This is a genomic window from Pseudomonas salomonii, from assembly GCF_900107155.1.
Taxonomy (GTDB): domain Bacteria; phylum Pseudomonadota; class Gammaproteobacteria; order Pseudomonadales; family Pseudomonadaceae; genus Aquipseudomonas; species Aquipseudomonas salomonii.
In genome coordinates this window covers 361278-376608 of the sequence record NZ_FNOX01000007.1, presented here as the reverse complement: position 1 = coordinate 376608, position 15331 = coordinate 361278, and the positions used below count along the sequence as shown (strand labels likewise).

At 60.8% G+C, this 15331-nt stretch carries 11 protein-coding genes; 10 read left to right on the top strand and 1 reads right to left on the bottom strand.

Features of this window, described 5'->3' with window-relative positions; genetic code table 11:
• The first annotated feature begins 103 nt into the window (after positions 1-103).
• The 3 genes from BLV67_RS18280 (at position 104) to choV (ending at position 3152) form a co-directional block, all read left to right on the top strand.
• Positions 104-1051 (top strand): choline ABC transporter substrate-binding protein, encoded by a 948-nt coding sequence (locus BLV67_RS18280; RefSeq protein WP_068931290.1) that lies wholly within the window; start codon positions 104-106, stop codon positions 1049-1051.
• A gap of 80 nt (positions 1052-1131) precedes the next feature.
• Positions 1132-1977 carry a choline ABC transporter permease subunit gene (choW, locus tag BLV67_RS18275; RefSeq protein ID WP_017139374.1) on the top strand — a complete coding sequence of 282 codons (846 nt, stop codon included), beginning with the start codon at positions 1132-1134 and terminating at the stop codon, positions 1975-1977.
• Complete coding sequence (choV, locus tag BLV67_RS18270; RefSeq protein WP_017139375.1) at positions 1974-3152, top strand: choline ABC transporter ATP-binding protein; 1179 nt, start codon at positions 1974-1976, stop codon at positions 3150-3152. Before choW ends, choV begins: the two co-directional genes overlap by 4 nt.
• Before the next feature lie 134 nt (positions 3153-3286).
• Here the strand turns inward: choV and BLV67_RS18265 are convergent, their stop codons facing one another.
• Entirely contained in the window at positions 3287-5221 is a 1935-nt protein-coding gene (locus BLV67_RS18265) for a BCCT family transporter (RefSeq protein ID WP_244160724.1), read from the bottom strand.
• 391 nt (positions 5222-5612) lie between these two features.
• Here BLV67_RS18265 and betI point away from each other — a divergent pair, with 391 nt between their 5' ends.
• From betI to mdtD, 7 genes are all read left to right on the top strand, one after another.
• On the top strand, positions 5613-6206 hold the full coding sequence (gene betI / locus BLV67_RS18260) for a transcriptional regulator BetI (RefSeq protein WP_065929460.1): 594 nt from the start codon (positions 5613-5615) through the stop codon (positions 6204-6206).
• A 109-nt stretch (positions 6207-6315) separates the two neighbouring features.
• Entirely contained in the window at positions 6316-7788 is a 1473-nt protein-coding gene (gene betB / locus BLV67_RS18255; protein ID WP_017139377.1) for a betaine-aldehyde dehydrogenase, read from the top strand.
• A gap of 144 nt (positions 7789-7932) precedes the next feature.
• Positions 7933-9636, top strand: coding sequence for a choline dehydrogenase (betA, locus tag BLV67_RS18250; RefSeq protein WP_065929461.1), 1704 nt, complete (start codon positions 7933-7935; stop codon positions 9634-9636).
• Between the two features lie 165 nt (positions 9637-9801).
• On the top strand, positions 9802-11244 hold the full coding sequence (locus BLV67_RS18245) for a TldD/PmbA family protein (RefSeq protein WP_069786989.1): 1443 nt from the start codon (positions 9802-9804) through the stop codon (positions 11242-11244).
• Positions 11244-12560: a TldD/PmbA family protein gene (locus BLV67_RS18240; RefSeq protein ID WP_069786988.1), complete on the top strand. Its 1317-nt coding sequence runs from the start codon at positions 11244-11246 to the stop codon at positions 12558-12560. Before BLV67_RS18245 ends, BLV67_RS18240 begins: the two co-directional genes overlap by 1 nt.
• A 286-nt stretch (positions 12561-12846) precedes the next feature.
• Positions 12847-13737 carry an alpha/beta fold hydrolase gene (locus BLV67_RS18235; protein WP_069786987.1) on the top strand — a complete coding sequence of 297 codons (891 nt, stop codon included), beginning with the start codon at positions 12847-12849 and terminating at the stop codon, positions 13735-13737.
• Between the two features lie 36 nt (positions 13738-13773).
• Entirely contained in the window at positions 13774-15201 is a 1428-nt protein-coding gene (mdtD, locus tag BLV67_RS18230) for a multidrug transporter subunit MdtD (protein ID WP_065929465.1), read from the top strand.
• The last annotated feature ends 130 nt before the right edge of the window (positions 15202-15331 follow it).

Here is a 15331-nt window from a genome sequence, read left to right as displayed (position 1 = left end):
TCGTTTGCAAGGCATCGTGCCGTCAGCTTGAAGCACGCCCCAACCGCAACACTTATAAAGCGCGGCACAAGCCGTCAGAAAAAAGACACAGGAGTCTACCCAGATGAAAGGTTCACCCTCGTTGTTGTTGGCCGCCATGTTGAGTCTGCCAGCCCTGGCGCACGCTGCAGAACCGGCACAATGTCAGACCGTCAATTTCTCCGATGTCGGCTGGACCGACATCACCGTCACCACCGCAACCACCAGTGAAATCCTCAAAGGCTTGGGCTACAAGCCACGTACCACGATGATTTCAGTGCCGGTGACCTACAAGTCGCTGGCCGACGGCAAGAACATGGACATCTTCCTCGGCAACTGGATGCCGACCATGGAAAACGACATCAAGCAGTACCGTGATGCCGGCACCGTGGAAACCGTGCGCGCCAACCTGGAGAACGCCAAATACACCCTGGCCGTACCCGAGGCGCTGTATAACAAGGGCCTGAAAGACTTCGCCGATATCGCCAAATTCAAGGATGAGCTGGGCGGCAAAATCTACGGCATCGAGCCGGGTAACGACGGCAACCGCACCATCCAGACCCTGATCGACAAAGACGCCTTCGGCCTGAAAACCGCCGGTTTCAAAGTGGTGGAGTCCAGCGAAGCCGGGATGCTCTCGCAAGTGGAACGCGCCACCAAACGCGACCAGGCCATCGTGTTTCTCGGTTGGGAACCACACCCGATGAACACCCGCTTCAAGATGAAGTACCTGACCGGCGGTGACGATTCGTTCGGCCCCAACTATGGCCAGGCCACCATCTACACCAACGTTCGCAAGGGCTACACCCAGGAATGCAGCAACGTCGGTCAGTTGCTGAAAAACCTGTCGTTCACCCTGAACATGGAAAGCACCCTGATGGGTAAAGTCCTGGACGACAAACAAAAACCGGATGTAGCCGCCAAAGCCTGGCTCAAATCCAACCCACAAGTACTCGACACCTGGCTTGCCGGTGTCACCACCATTGATGGCAAACCAGGGCTGGACGCCGTTAAAGCTTACCTCGCCAAATAATTAACCCGGCAACATCGCTGACCCCAGGCCGGTGCGCTGGCCTGGGATGTTTTCCCCTTCGCATGTGGACATTCACTACCATGCTGACTGAACAGAAAATCCCACTAGGCCAGTACATCGCTGCCTTCGTCGAATGGTTGACCAAACATGGTGCCAACTATTTCGACGCAATCGCATCGACCCTGGAAACGATGATCCACGGCGTGACGTTCGCGCTGACCTGGTTCAATCCGCTGGCATTGATCGGTCTGATTGCGCTGCTGGCTCACTTTATTCAACGCAAATGGGGCCTGACCGTTTTTGTCATCGCCTCCTTCCTGCTGATCCTCAACCTGGGGTACTGGCAGGAAACCATGGAAACCCTCGCCCAGGTGTTGTTCGCCACCCTGGTCTGCGTGGTCATCGGTGTGCCGCTGGGCATTGTTGCCGCGCACAAACCGCTGTTCTACACCATGATGCGGCCGGTGCTCGATCTGATGCAGACCGTGCCGACCTTCGTCTACCTCATCCCAACCCTGACCCTCTTCGGGCTGGGTGTGGTGCCTGGCTTGATCTCTACGGTGGTGTTCGCGATTGCCGCGCCTATCCGCCTGACCTACCTGGGTATCCGCGATGTACCGCAAGAGTTGATGGACGCGGGCAAGGCCTTTGGCTGCTCGCGCCGTCAGTTGCTCTCACGCATTGAACTGCCCCACGCCATGCCGAGCATTGCCGCCGGCATTACCCAATGCATCATGCTGTCGTTGTCGATGGTGGTGATCGCGGCCCTGGTGGGCGCCGACGGCCTCGGCAAGCCGGTGGTCAACGCACTCAACACCGCCGACATCGCCCTGGGCTTTGAAGCCGGCCTGGCAATCGTATTGCTGGCCATCATGCTCGACCGCATCTGCAAACAACCCGACGCCAAAGTAGGGGGTGATGCATGAGCATTATCCGATTCGACAATGTCGACGTGATCTTCTCCAAAGACCCACGCGAAGCGCTCAAGCTGCTGGACCAGGGCATGAGCCGTAACGAGATCCTGAAAAAGACCGGGCAGATCGTCGGCGTTGAAAAAGCCAGCCTGGACATTGAAAAAGGCGAGATCTGCGTGCTGATGGGCCTGTCCGGCTCCGGCAAATCAAGCCTGCTGCGCTGCATCAACGGCCTCAACACCGTAAGCCGTGGCCAACTGTTTGTGGAGCATGAAGGTCGCCAGATCGACATCGCTTCGTGCACACCGGCCGAGCTGAAAATGATGCGCACCAAGCGCATCGCCATGGTGTTCCAGAAGTTCGCGTTGATGCCGTGGCTGACGGTGCGCGAGAACATCAGCTTTGGCTTGGAGATGCAGGGCCGCCCGGAGAAAGAACGGCGTGCGCTGGTGGATGAAAAACTCGAACTGGTGGGCCTGGCCCAATGGCGTAACAAGAAGCCCGACGAGCTGTCCGGCGGCATGCAGCAGCGCGTCGGCCTGGCCCGCGCCCTGGCGATGGACGCCGATATCCTGCTGATGGACGAACCCTTCTCGGCCCTCGACCCGCTGATCCGCCAAGGCCTGCAAGATGAATTGCTGGAGCTGCAACGCAAGCTGAGCAAGACCATCGTGTTCGTGAGCCATGACCTGGATGAGGCACTGAAACTCGGCAGCCGCATCGCGATCATGAAAGACGGCAAGATCATCCAGTACAGCGTGCCGGAAGAGATCGTGCTGAACCCGGCGGACGACTATGTGCGTACCTTCGTCGCCCATACCAACCCGCTGAACGTGCTGTGCGGGCGCAGCCTGATGCGCACCGTAGAGAACTGCACCCACGTCAACGGCTCCATCAGCCTGGACCCGGGCGGCGATTCGTGGCTGGACCTGGCCGAAGGCAATGTGATCAAGGGCGCACGCCAGAACGGCACGCCGTTGAACCTGCAGAACTGGGCGCCGGGGCAACCGGTGGAAGGTTTGGGCCGGGTACCGACGCTGGTGGATTCCAATATCGGCATGCGCGATGCGTTGCAGATCCGGTATCACACGGGGAACAAGCTGGTGTTGCATAACAACAACCAGGTGGTGGGGATTCTGGGGGATAGCGAGCTGTACCATGCCCTGCTGGGCAAGAACCTGGGTTAGTCGCCTGATCGTTCCCACGCTCCGCGTGGGAATGCCGCCCTGGACGCTCTGCGTCCGCTCTTGAAATCGTGACGCGGAGCGTCACAGGAGGCATTCCCACGCGGAGCGTGGGAACGATCATTCAAGCTCAACCATCAGCTATAGACACGGCCAAGGAGCTGCCGATGGCTCTCAAACTGATCGAGCACGTCCCGGGTGATCTGCTCCTGGGCGAAGCCCATCAGGTCATATTCCTGAGGTCCGTTGTGCAGGTAGACCTCGGCCCGGTAGTAGCGGGTGCGCTCTTCTTCGGGCAGGTCGCTCGGTGCCGAGGAGTAAGCATCCAGGCTCACTTCATAGACAAACGGGTTGCCCTCTTCCATCTCGATACGCACACCGATGCAGCGCTTGGATTTACCCAGCAGCGTCTGCACCTCCAGCCCTTGCTCACGCAAGGTTGCCGCCGCCTCTTCCAACGCCGGCGTAACGTGCTTGTCCATAAAGCGCTGCACAGTGCCCTGGCTCGGTTGCAGGTCCAGGGCGGTCAAACGCTCGCTGAAACCACGACGACCACGTTCGGCCAATTGCGCCTGCTCCTGTTCGATGGCCACATCCTGGCGCATCGCCTTGTGCAAACCGAACATAAACAGAATCAGCACCACCGAGAACGGCAGCCCCGCCAGCACCACCATGGTTTGCATGGCTTCGAAGTTACCCGCGAACAGCAGGCCGATGGTCACCAGAGTGATCACCGCCGACCAGAAGATCCGCAACCAGTGCGGCGCATCTTCATCCACATTGCCGCCCTTGCAGGACAGGTTGGCCATCATCACCGCGCCGGAATCCGCCGGGGTCAGGAACAGCACAAAGCCCACGAAGATCGACACACCGATCACGATTTTCGACGCCGGGTAATGCTCAAGCAGTTGGTAGATGGCCATCGACGGTTGTTCCAGCGCCGTCTTGCCCAACTCCACCGCACCGTGGTTCAACACCAGGTCCAGCGCCGAGTTACCGAAGATCGACAACCACGCCAGGGTGAAGCCCAGCGGGATCAGCAGCACGCCGGCCACCAGCTCACGCACCGTACGACCACGGGAAATACGCGCGATGAACATGCCGAAAAATGGCGCCCAGGAAATCCACCAGGCCCAGTAGAACAGGGTCCACAGGCCCATCCAGCGCTCGGTCTTGTCGGCATCGCCTTCGTACACATACAGGTCGAATGTTTTCAGGATGATGCCGTTGAGGTAGTCACCGGTGTTCTGCACCAGGCCATTGAGCAGGTGCAGGGTCGGGCCAAACAACAGCACAAAGATCAGCAAGCCGCTGAACAACACGATGTTGAGGTTGGACAGGCGGCGAATGCCGTTTTCCACACCCGACACGGCGGCGATGGTCGCTACGGTACTCATCACGATGATCACGATCAGCAGGTTGGTGTTGCTGTGCTGCATGCCGAACAGATTTTCAAGGCCCGACGACACTTGCATCGAACCAATCCCCAGGTTCGTCACCAGGCCCAGCAGGGTCACGAACATGCCGAAACCGTCCACCGCGTGACCGGCTGCGCCTTTGACCCAACGCTCGCCCACCAGCGGGTACAGTGCCGAACGCAAGGCCAGCGGCTGGTTATGACGGTACGCGAAGTACGCCACGGCCAGGCCGACCAGCGCATAAATCGCCCAGCCGTGCAGGCCCCAGTGCAGGAACGTCAACTGCAACGCCTGGCGGGCTGCGCCATTGCTGGCGGCGGCGCCTTCGGGCGGGTTGAAGTAGTGATCCAACGGCTCGGAAGCCCCGAAATACAGCAGCGAGATGCCGATGCCGGACGAGAACAGCATGCCGGCCCAGGCGCCGTAGCTGAAGTCCGGGGTGTCGTCCTTGCTGCCCAGTTTCAATTTACCGTAGGACGAAAACGCCAGGCCGACCACAAACACCAGGTAGGCAGCGATGACCACCATGTAGTACCAGCCGAAGCTTTTCGACAGCCACGCCTGGGCTATGCCGAGCATGCGCCCGGCCTCCTGCGGGGCGATGATCAAAATGGCGGTCAACAACAGAATGAGCGCGGTGGAGGTGTAGAACACCCAACCGTTGACCCTGACCTTTTCCGGCGGGGTCTTTATAAGAGAGGCAGAACTCATGGCGCAGATGCTCCGGGCAGTGCGAGAGAGAAACACAAGGCAACGGTTATCCCGGGACATCGATTTTTCGGCAGTCGACGGACGGGTGTTATAAAGACACCCCGAAAATTCTTGAGCCTCGTCGAGGCAGTGGCCAGGCCCTGATTCGGCCTGTTTCAAGGGTTTTTGCAGGTGTCAGAGGACGTCGCTCACAGGTAGGAAAAATCTGTAGGCAGCGACCATTTGTCGCAGATCTTATTCTTTGTTGATTGAACGTTCAATCAAAACAAAATAGACTGGCCATCAAGCCGACGGGCGTTTATCGCCCAACGGCAGGCCTAAGGAGAGGTGCTACATGCCCAAGGTCGGTATGCAACCCATACGCCGCCAGCAGTTGATCGAAGCCACTTTGACGGCCATCGATCAGGTTGGAATGGGAGATGCCAGCATTGCGCTGATCGCCCGTTTGGCCGGCGTCTCGAACGGCATCATCAGTCACTACTTTCAGGACAAGAACGGCCTGATCGCCGCAACGATGCGGTACTTGATGAATGTGCTGATCGAGAACGTCCACGAACGCAGGCAAGCGTTGAAAGACGACAGCCCCCGTGCCCACCTTCGGGTGATCATCGAGGGCAACTTTGACGCCAGCCAGGTCAACGGACCGGCAATGAAAACCTGGCTGGCCTTCTGGGCCGCCAGCATGCACCACCCGTCATTGCACAGGTTGCAGCGGATCAACGATCAACGTCTGTATTCCAACCTGTGCTGCCAGTTCCGCCGAGTGCTGCCGCTGCCGCACGCACGCAAAGCAGCCAGAGGCCTGGCGGCCCTGATCGACGGTTTGTGGTTGCGCGGCGCCCTGTCGGGAGACGCTTTCGACACGGAGCAGGCGCAACGGATCGCTTACGAATACATGGATTTCCAATTGGCCAAGCAGGTGAGTTAGAGCACACATAACCGCTCAACCCCTGAACGTCTGCCGCCCAGTGTTGCCACAACCCCATGGCCCACTGGCGGCGGGTAACGCCAACCACTTATGCACTTGCGAGGACTTTATGGCCCGTTTCGAACTGCAAAAACTCTACATTGACGGCGGCTACAGCGACGCTGGCAGCGATGCCACCTTCGAAGCCATCAACCCGGCTAACGGTGAAGTTCTCGCCCAAGTGCAACGCGCCACCAAGGAAGACGTGGAACGTGCCGTGGTCAGCGCCGAAAAAGGCCAGAAAATCTGGGCTGCCATGACCGCCATGGAGCGTTCGCGCATCCTGCGTCGTGCCGTCGACATCCTGCGCGAGCGCAACGATGAACTGGCCGCCCTGGAAACCCTGGACACCGGTAAAGCCTTCTCCGAAACCCAATACGTCGACATCGTCACCGGCGCCGACGTGCTGGAATACTATGCAGGCCTGGTGCCGGCCATCGAAGGCGAGCAGATCCCGTTGCGCGACACTTCGTTCGTCTATACCCGCCGCGAGCCGCTGGGCGTGGTGGCCGGTATCGGCGCGTGGAACTACCCGATCCAGATCGCCCTGTGGAAATCCGCACCGGCCCTGGCGGCGGGTAACGCAATGATCTTCAAGCCAAGCGAAGTCACTTCGCTGACCACCCTGAAACTGGCCGAGATCTACACCGAAGCCGGCGTACCGGCTGGCGTGTTCAACGTATTGACCGGCAGCGGCCGTGAAGTCGGCACCTGGCTGACCGAGCACCCGCGCATCGAGAAAGTCTCGTTCACCGGCGGCACCGACACCGGCAAGAAGGTTATGGCCAGCGCTTCGAGCTCTTCGCTCAAAGAAGTGACCATGGAACTGGGCGGCAAGTCCCCGCTGATCGTGTTCGAAGACGCCGACCTGGATCGCGCCGCCGACATCGCCATGATGGCCAACTTCTACAGCTCCGGTCAGGTCTGCACCAACGGCACTCGCGTGTTCGTGCCCAAGCACCTGCAAGCGGCGTTCGAAGCCAAGATCGTTGAGCGTGTTGCGCGCATTCGCGTCGGCAACCCACAAGACGAAAACACCAACTTCGGCCCGCTGGTCAGCTTCGCCCACATGGAAAGCGTGCTCGGCTACATCGCCAAAGGTAAGGAAGAAGGCGCCCGCGTACTGTGCGGCGGCGACCGTCTGACCGACGGCGAATTCGCCAAAGGCGCTTATGTGGCTCCGACTGTGTTCACTGACTGCACTGACGAGATGACCATCGTCCGTGAAGAAATCTTCGGCCCAGTGATGAGCATCCTCACTTACGAGACCGAAGAAGAAGTGATCCGCCGCGCCAACGACACCGACTTCGGCCTGGCCGCAGGTCTGGTGACCAAGGACCTGAACCGCGCCCACCGCGTGATTCATCAGCTGGAAGCGGGTATCTGCTGGATCAACGCCTGGGGCGAATCCGACGCCAAGATGCCGGTCGGTGGCTACAAGCAATCCGGTGTGGGCCGTGAGAACGGCATCAGCTCGCTGAACAACTTCACCCGCATCAAATCGGTACAGGTTGAGCTGGGCGACTACGCCTCGGTGTTCTAAATCCGAGCGTTGTATTGCCCGCGAGGCCGCCATCGCGGGCAAGCCCGGCTCCCACATTTTGTGCTGTATGAACCCAATCAAATGTGGGAGCCGGCTTGCCTGCGATGAGGCCCGACCTGACCATCTCAAAAGAGGGTGCATCCAATGTCCCAAGAATACGATTACATCATTGTGGGTGCCGGCTCCGCCGGTAACACCCTGGCGACCCGTCTGACCGAAGACGAAGGCGTCACCGTCCTGCTGCTGGAAGCCGGCGGCCCGGACTACCGTTTTGACTTCCGTACCCAAATGCCGGCCGCGCTGGCGTTCCCGCTGCAAGGCCGTCGCTACAACTGGGCCTACGAAACCGACCCAGAGCCACACATGGACGGCCGTCGGATGGAATGCGGTCGCGGCAAAGGCCTGGGCGGTTCTTCGCTGATCAACGGCATGTGCTACATCCGTGGCAACGCCCTGGACTACGACAACTGGGCAAAACTGCCCGGTCTGGAAAACTGGACCTACCTCGACTGCCTGCCCTATTTCCGTAAAGCCGAAACCCGCGACATCGGCCCCAACGACTACCACGGTGGCGACGGCCCGGTCAGCGTGACCACGCCGAAAGCCGGCAACAACCCGCTGTTCCACGCCATGGTTGAAGCCGGCGTACAGGCCGGTTACCCGCGTACCGACGACTTGAACGGCTACCAGCAAGAAGGCTTCGGCCCGATGGACCGTACCGTCACGCCTAAAGGCCGTCGCGCCAGCACCGCACGCGGTTACCTGGACACGGCCAAGAAGCGCTCGACCCTGACCATCGTCACCCACGCCCTTACCGACAAAGTGTTGTTTGAAGGCAAGCGTGCCGTGGGCGTGCGTTACCTGATCGGCGCGGCCGAAGAGCGCGTTGAAGCCCGTGCGCGTAAAGAAGTACTGGTGTGCAGCGGCGCCATCGCTTCGCCGCAACTGCTGCAACGCTCCGGTGTGGGCCCGGCCAAACTGCTGGAAAGCCTCGACATCCCGGTGGTCCACGACCTGCCCGGCGTCGGCGAAAACCTGCAGGACCACCTTGAGCTGTACCTGCAATACGCCTGCACCCAGCCAGTGTCGCTGTACCCGTCGCTGCTCTGGTACAACCAACCGGCTATCGGTGCGGAATGGCTGTTCAACGGCACCGGCATCGGCGCCAGCAACCAGTTCGAAGCGGGCGGTTTTATCCGCACCCGTGAAGACTTCGATTGGCCGAACATCCAGTACCACTTCCTGCCGGTCGCGATTAACTACAACGGCAGCAACGGTGTGAAAGAGCACGGTTTCCAGGCGCACATGGGCTCCATGCGTTCGCCAAGCCGTGGCCGCGTGCAATTGAAGTCGAAGAACCCTCGGGACTACCCGAGCATCCTCTTCAACTACATGGCCACCGAACAGGACTGGCAGGAATTCCGCGATGGCATTCGCCTGACCCGCGAAATCATGCAGCAGCCGGCACTCGACCAATACCGTGGCCGTGAAATCAGCCCAGGTATTGACGTGCAAACCGATGAGCAGCTGGACAAGTTCATCCGCGAGCACGCCGAAACTGCGTTCCACCCGTCCTGCTCGTGCAAAATGGGCACCGACGAGATGGCCGTAGTGGATGCCGAAGGCCGCGTGCATGGCATGCAGGGCTTGCGTGTTGTGGATGCGTCGATCATGCCGATCATCACCACCGGCAACCTCAACGCGCCGACGATCATGATCGCCGAGAAAATTGCCGACAAGATCCGTGGCCGCCAGCCGCTGCCGCGCAGCACGGCGGATTACTACGTGGCAGGCGATGCGCCGGTGCGTGGCAAGCCGATGCGTGAAGTCGGCCCGACCGCGCAGTAACCCGTTGATCGTTCCCACGCTCTGCGTGGGAATGCATCCTGTGACGCTCTGCGTCACGACCTTCAAAAGCGGACGCAGAGCGTCCAAGGCGGCATTCCCACGCAGAGCGTGGGAACGATCACCTATGCTAGCCTCTGGGACTGCGCTGCCCTCAAGGAGGTCCCGATGTTCGACGCCCACCCCACCCTCAAACAACACTTCAGTGCCCTGCGCGCCCGTGCCGAATTTTTCTCGCTGCGTTATGTGCGCGAATCCGGCCAGTACCTGTCGGTCCGCAAGAACGTCGCCGAGCCGCCACACCTGAGCCACGACGAGGGCGCGATGCTCACGGTGCGCCTCAATGGCGTGGAAGCCTACGCCGCAACCAACGATATTTCCCTCGCCGGCCTGCAAGCCGCCCTTGAGCGCGCCGAGCAGCAAGCCCGGCAGATTTCGCCCCACGCCCTGCTCGACCTGCACCAACAGCAGGTTTCCAGCGACGTGGCCGACTACCTGTCGCCCGACCTCGACCAGCCCTTCCCATCCCTGAGCGACTGCTACCAACTGCTCGGCGATGAATCCGCCAGCGTTCCCAAGGATGAGCGTCTGGTGAGTTGGGAAGTCAGCCTGGGCACCACGCACGTTGAGCAGATCTACCTCAACAGTGCCGGCGCCGAGCTGCGCCAGGCCCAGCGTTTCGTCTTTCCGGGCCTGAGCGTCACCGCGTTCGACGGCAACGACAGCCAGACCCGCACCCTGGGCGGCACCAACTTCGGCCAGCAAGGCAGTGCGAACGTGATTCGCCGCTTCGGCCTGGCCGGCGCCGCCCGTACGGTCGCCGACGAAGCCCTGCAACTGCTGCTCGCGCCGAACACGCCCCACGGCCCACGCGACCTGCTGCTGATGCCCGACCAGATGATCCTGCAGATCCACGAGTCCATCGGCCATCCGCTGGAACTGGACCGCATTCTGGGCGATGAGCGTAACTACGCCGGCACCAGTTTTGTGAAAGCCAGCGACTTCGGCCACCTGCAATACGGCTCGCCCTTGCTCAACGTGACCTTCGACCCGAACATCCCCGAACAGCTCGCCAGCTATGGGCATGACGACGACGGCACGGCCGCCAGCAAACAATTTCTGATCCGCGATGGCCTGTTGCTCAAGCCCTTGGGTGGCGCGCTGTCGCAATTTCGCGCGAACCTGCCAGGCGTGGCCAACAGCCGCGCGTGCGGCTGGAACCGGCCGCCCATCGACCGCATGGCCAACCTCAATATCGAGGCAGGCGACAAGACCCAGGCCGAACTGGTCAGCGGCATCGAGCACGGCATTCTGATGAGTACCAACCGTTCCTGGTCCATTGATGACGCGCGCAATAAATTCCAGTTCGGCTGCGAGTGGGGCCAGTTGATCGAAAACGGCGAACTCAAGGGTGTGGTCAAAAACCCCAACTACCGTGCCATCTCCGCGCAGTTCTGGCGCAACCTCAGCGCCGTCGGCGACGCCAGCACCTTCCAGGTGTTAGGCACGCCCAACTGCGGCAAAGGCGAACCCAACCAGGTGATCCGCGTGGGCCACGCCTCACCGGCCTGTGTGTTCAGTGATATCGACGTGTTCGGGGGAGATGCCTGATGAACAACTTCAAGGCACTGGTGAACTGGCTCAAACAAGCCGTCACCGACAAGGAACAGTTTCACCTGGGCTACGCTGACGAGTCGTCGGAGTTTGTGCGTTTCAACCACGCCAAGGTGCGCCAAGCCGGCCAGGTGCAACAGGCCAGCCTCAACCTCAAGCTGATCAACGATGGCCGCCACGCCGACCTCGGCATCACCCTGGCGGGCGAGCCGGAGCTGGATCGCCAGCGCCTCGCCGATGGCCTGCAACAACTGCGCGAAACCCTGCCATTGTTGCCGCAGGATCCGTACCTGCTGCTGAACCACAACGCCTGGCAAAACCACAACGAACAACTGCGACCGTTGCCGGAGCTGGCTCAGGTGCTGGCAGATATCAGCCAGGCCGCCGACGGTGTGGACCTGGTGGGCTTCTATGCTGCCGGCCCGATCAGCCGTGGCTTTGCCAGCTCCGACGGCGCGTTCGGTTGGCACCAGGCCAATAGTTTCAACTTCGATTTCAGCCTGTTCCACGCCAATGGCGAAGCGGTAAAGGCCAGCTACGCCGGGCACACCTGGGACAGCGCCGCGTTCATTGAGCGTTTCCAGCGGGCGCGCGAGCAGCTGGCGTTCCTTGGCCGCCCGCTGCACAAGCTGCCTCCCGGCCAGTACCGCGCCTACCTTGCCCCGGCGGCGCTGGAAGAAATCTTCAGCATCGTCACCTGGGGCGGGTTTTCCGCCCAGGCCATCGCCAGCAAAGGCAGTTGCTTGCAAAAGCTCTACACGGGTGAGCAGTCGCTGAGCCCACTGGTGAGGGTCGATGAGCAGATCAGCGGTTCCCTGAGCCAGGCATTTTCCACCGAAGGCTACCCGCGCAGCGATGTCACGCTGATCAACGCCGGTAAAGCCCAGGGCCAACTGATCAACTCGCGCAGCGCTGCCGAATATGGCCTGAGCACCAACGGTGCCAGCAGCGACGAGTCGCCCAGCGCCTTGCAGATGGCCGCCGGCGACCTGGGCCAGGCCGATATCCTCAAGCAATTGGGCACTGGCTTGTACATCAGCAACCTGTGGTACTTGAACTACTCGGACTTGCCGGCGGCACGCCTGACCGGCATGACGCGCTTCGCCACGTTCTGGGTCGAAGACGGTGAAATCAAGGCGCCGGTGAGCACCATGCGGTTTGATGACAGTGTCTACAGCCTGCTCGGTTCGCAGCTTGAGGCGCTGACCTCGGAACGGGAACTGCTGCTGTCGGCGAGTACGTACAGCCAGCGCAATACCTCGTCCAATCTATTGCCTGGCGCGCTGGTCAAGCGCCTTACTCTCACGCTGTAAATGCAATTCCCCCTGTGGGAGCGGGCTTGCTCGCGAAGGCGTCGTGTCAGTCTCCGGATGAATTGACTGACACACCGCTTTCGCGAGCAAGCCCGCTCCCACAAAGTTTTGCGTCGTTTTCAGGCACCCGGTTTCGTCCCTTCCTACCGCAAAATCCCATCTGACACTTCTCCCCGTGCGGCCTGTTGTCGCCCGCAAAAAACCTCGTTATAACGGTTAGTGGCAAACCGCCACCTATCCCACGAGAGCACGACCTTGCCCGGGAAGGGCAAGCTGGAGCGTTGACATGAATCATGGAAGTTTTGTCATAGAGAAGCTGTTCAAGCACTACAACGTTCATGTTGAGCAGCTAGGAAACGATTCGGGAAAAAAGACCGTGTTGATGGTCAACGGCGCGCTGTCTACCACCCGCTCTTTCGCGCGAACCAGCAAATGCCTGGCGGAGCATTTTAATGTGCTGCTGTTCGACCTGCCCTTCTCCGGCTATTCGCGCGAGCACAACACCGACCTCGACCTTGTGACCAAGGACGACGAAGTGCAAATCCTGCGCGCCCTGGTGGAGCGCTTCGAGGTCAACCATCTGGTGTCGGCCTCCTGGGGCGGCATCTCCACCTTGCTGACCCTGGCCCACAATCCGCCGTCCATCGAAAGCTCGGTGGTGATGGCCCTGGCGCCCAACCTCAACCAGGCCATGCTCGACTACGTGGAGCGCGTGCGCGTGCTGATCGAGGCCGATGACAAATCCGCCGTCGGCCACTTGCTCAACGAGACCGTCGGCAAATACCTGTCGCCGCGCCTCAAGCGCAACAACCATCGGCATCTGTCGAGCATGGCCACCACCGAATACCGCCAGGCGCGTTTCCATATCCATCAGGTGCTGGCCTTGGGCGATGGCAATTACCTGCCGACGCTGACCCGGATCGAAACCCCGGTGCACTTCCTCAACGGCGCCCTGGATGAATACACGCCGGCGGCCGAGGCCCAGTTGTTCAAGCACTATGTCGGCCGCAGCAGCTTTGCGGTCGCCGAACACACCGGCCATCTGCTCGATCTGGAGTCGCGCGAAGCCGCCATGGCGGTGCACCGTGCACTGTTGGATTTCCTGGTGGGAGAGCACGCAACCCTGTCGGAATTAGACGAACCGCCAGTGGGAAAAGGAGCGACGGATGGCGCATAATCGCCAACACATAGCCTGCTAATAAAAAGGGTTCATATGCCGAATCGCGCCCCTCTCGATGCCAAGACCGCCCGCTGGCTACCCTGGGTGGTAGCGATTGCCTTCTTCATGCAGTCGCTGGACGGGACGATTCTCAACACCGCCCTGCCGGCCATGGCGCGGGACTTGGCGGAAAACCCGCTGCGCATGCAAGGGGTGGTGATCGCCTACATGCTCACCGTCGCCTTGCTGATCCCGGCTTCGGGCTGGGTGGCCGACCGCTTCGGCACCAAAAAAATCTTCTTCGGCGCAATCATGCTGTTCAGCATCGGCTCCTTGCTGTGCGCCTTGTCGAGCAGCTTGACCATGCTGGTCGGCGCGCGTGTTATCCAGGGTTTGGGCGGTGCGCTGATGCTGCCGGTCGGGCGGCTGGTGGTCCTGCGTGCTTATCCGCGCTCCGAACTGGTGCGCATCATGGGCTTCATCACCATTCCCGGCCTGCTCGGCCCGTTGCTCGGCCCGACCATGGGCGGCTGGATGGTGCAATACCTGACCTGGCACTGGATCTTCCTGATCAACCTGCCGGTGGGCATGGTCGGTTGCTACGCCGTGTGGAAACTCATCCCCGACTTGCGCGGCAGCGAACGCACGCGCTTTGACAGTGTGGGGTTTGTGCTGTTTGGCGCGGCGATGGTGCTGATCACCATCGCCATGGAAGGTCTGGGCGAACTGCACCTGCCGCACCTGCGGGTGATGTTGCTGTTGTTCGGCGGGCTCGCCTGCCTGGCCGCGTACTGGCTGCGTGCCGGGCATATCGACAACCCACTGTTCTCGCCGGTGCTGTTCAAAACCCGCACCTTTGCCGTGGGCATCCTCGGCAATCTGTTCGCCCGGTTGGGCAGCGGCGCACTGCCCTTTCTGGTGCCGTTGCTGCTGCAGGTGGCACTGGGTTATTCGCCCTCCGAAGCCGGGATGAGCATGCTGCCCCTGGCAGCGGCGGCGATGTTTGCCAAGTCCATCGCGCGGCCACTGATCGAGCGGCTGGGCTATCGCATTGTGCTCACCGGCAACACCCTGGCGCTGGGCATCATGCTGGCCAGCATGGGCCTGGTCAGCGAACACACGCCCTACCCGCTGCTGCTGTGCATGCTGGCGGTGCTGGGGGCGATCAACTCGCTGCAATTTACCGCGATGAACACCGTCACCCTGATCGACCTGGACGACGCCCAGGCCAGCAGCGGCAACAGTTTGCTCTCGGTGGTGGCGCAATTGTCCTTGAGCCTGGGCGTAGCCTGTGCCGGTGCCTTGCTCGGCGGCTTCACTGCCGAAGCGGGCAATGACGGCGTGGAAAGCGTGCTGGGCGCGTTCCAGCTGACCTTCCTTACCGTCGGCATCATGGCCATGCTGGCGGCGGCGATCTTCCTGCAACTGTCGCCAAAAGACGGCAAACGGGTGGTCAGCCGCGAGCACGACCTTGAGCATTAACAGGCTTCTCGTCTAGAACTTGCAGGGAAAATCCCACAGGGCTGGTACACTGCGCGACATTTTGTTTTGCAGAGCCAGTCCCGTGACTACCATCGCCACCGCTTTTAATACTTTGCCCCTGTCCGCCGCC

Excerpts from the sequence above, each read along its gene's own strand:
- betA (WP_065929461.1), top strand. The coding sequence starts at position 7,933 with ATGTCCCAAGAATACGATTACATCATTGTGGGTGCCGGCTCCGCCGGT.
- BLV67_RS18280 (WP_068931290.1), top strand. The coding sequence starts at position 104 with ATGAAAGGTTCACCCTCGTTGTTGTTGGCCGCCATGTTGAGTCTGCCA.
- choV (WP_017139375.1), top strand. The coding sequence starts at position 1,974 with ATGAGCATTATCCGATTCGACAATGTCGACGTGATCTTCTCCAAAGAC.
- BLV67_RS18235 (WP_069786987.1), top strand. The coding sequence starts at position 12,847 with ATGAATCATGGAAGTTTTGTCATAGAGAAGCTGTTCAAGCACTACAAC.
- betI (WP_065929460.1), top strand. The coding sequence starts at position 5,613 with ATGCCCAAGGTCGGTATGCAACCCATACGCCGCCAGCAGTTGATCGAA.
- mdtD (WP_065929465.1), top strand. The coding sequence starts at position 13,774 with ATGCCGAATCGCGCCCCTCTCGATGCCAAGACCGCCCGCTGGCTACCC.
- betB (WP_017139377.1), top strand. The coding sequence starts at position 6,316 with ATGGCCCGTTTCGAACTGCAAAAACTCTACATTGACGGCGGCTACAGC.
- BLV67_RS18240 (WP_069786988.1), top strand. The coding sequence starts at position 11,244 with ATGAACAACTTCAAGGCACTGGTGAACTGGCTCAAACAAGCCGTCACC.
- BLV67_RS18245 (WP_069786989.1), top strand. The coding sequence starts at position 9,802 with ATGTTCGACGCCCACCCCACCCTCAAACAACACTTCAGTGCCCTGCGC.
- choW (WP_017139374.1), top strand. The coding sequence starts at position 1,132 with ATGCTGACTGAACAGAAAATCCCACTAGGCCAGTACATCGCTGCCTTC.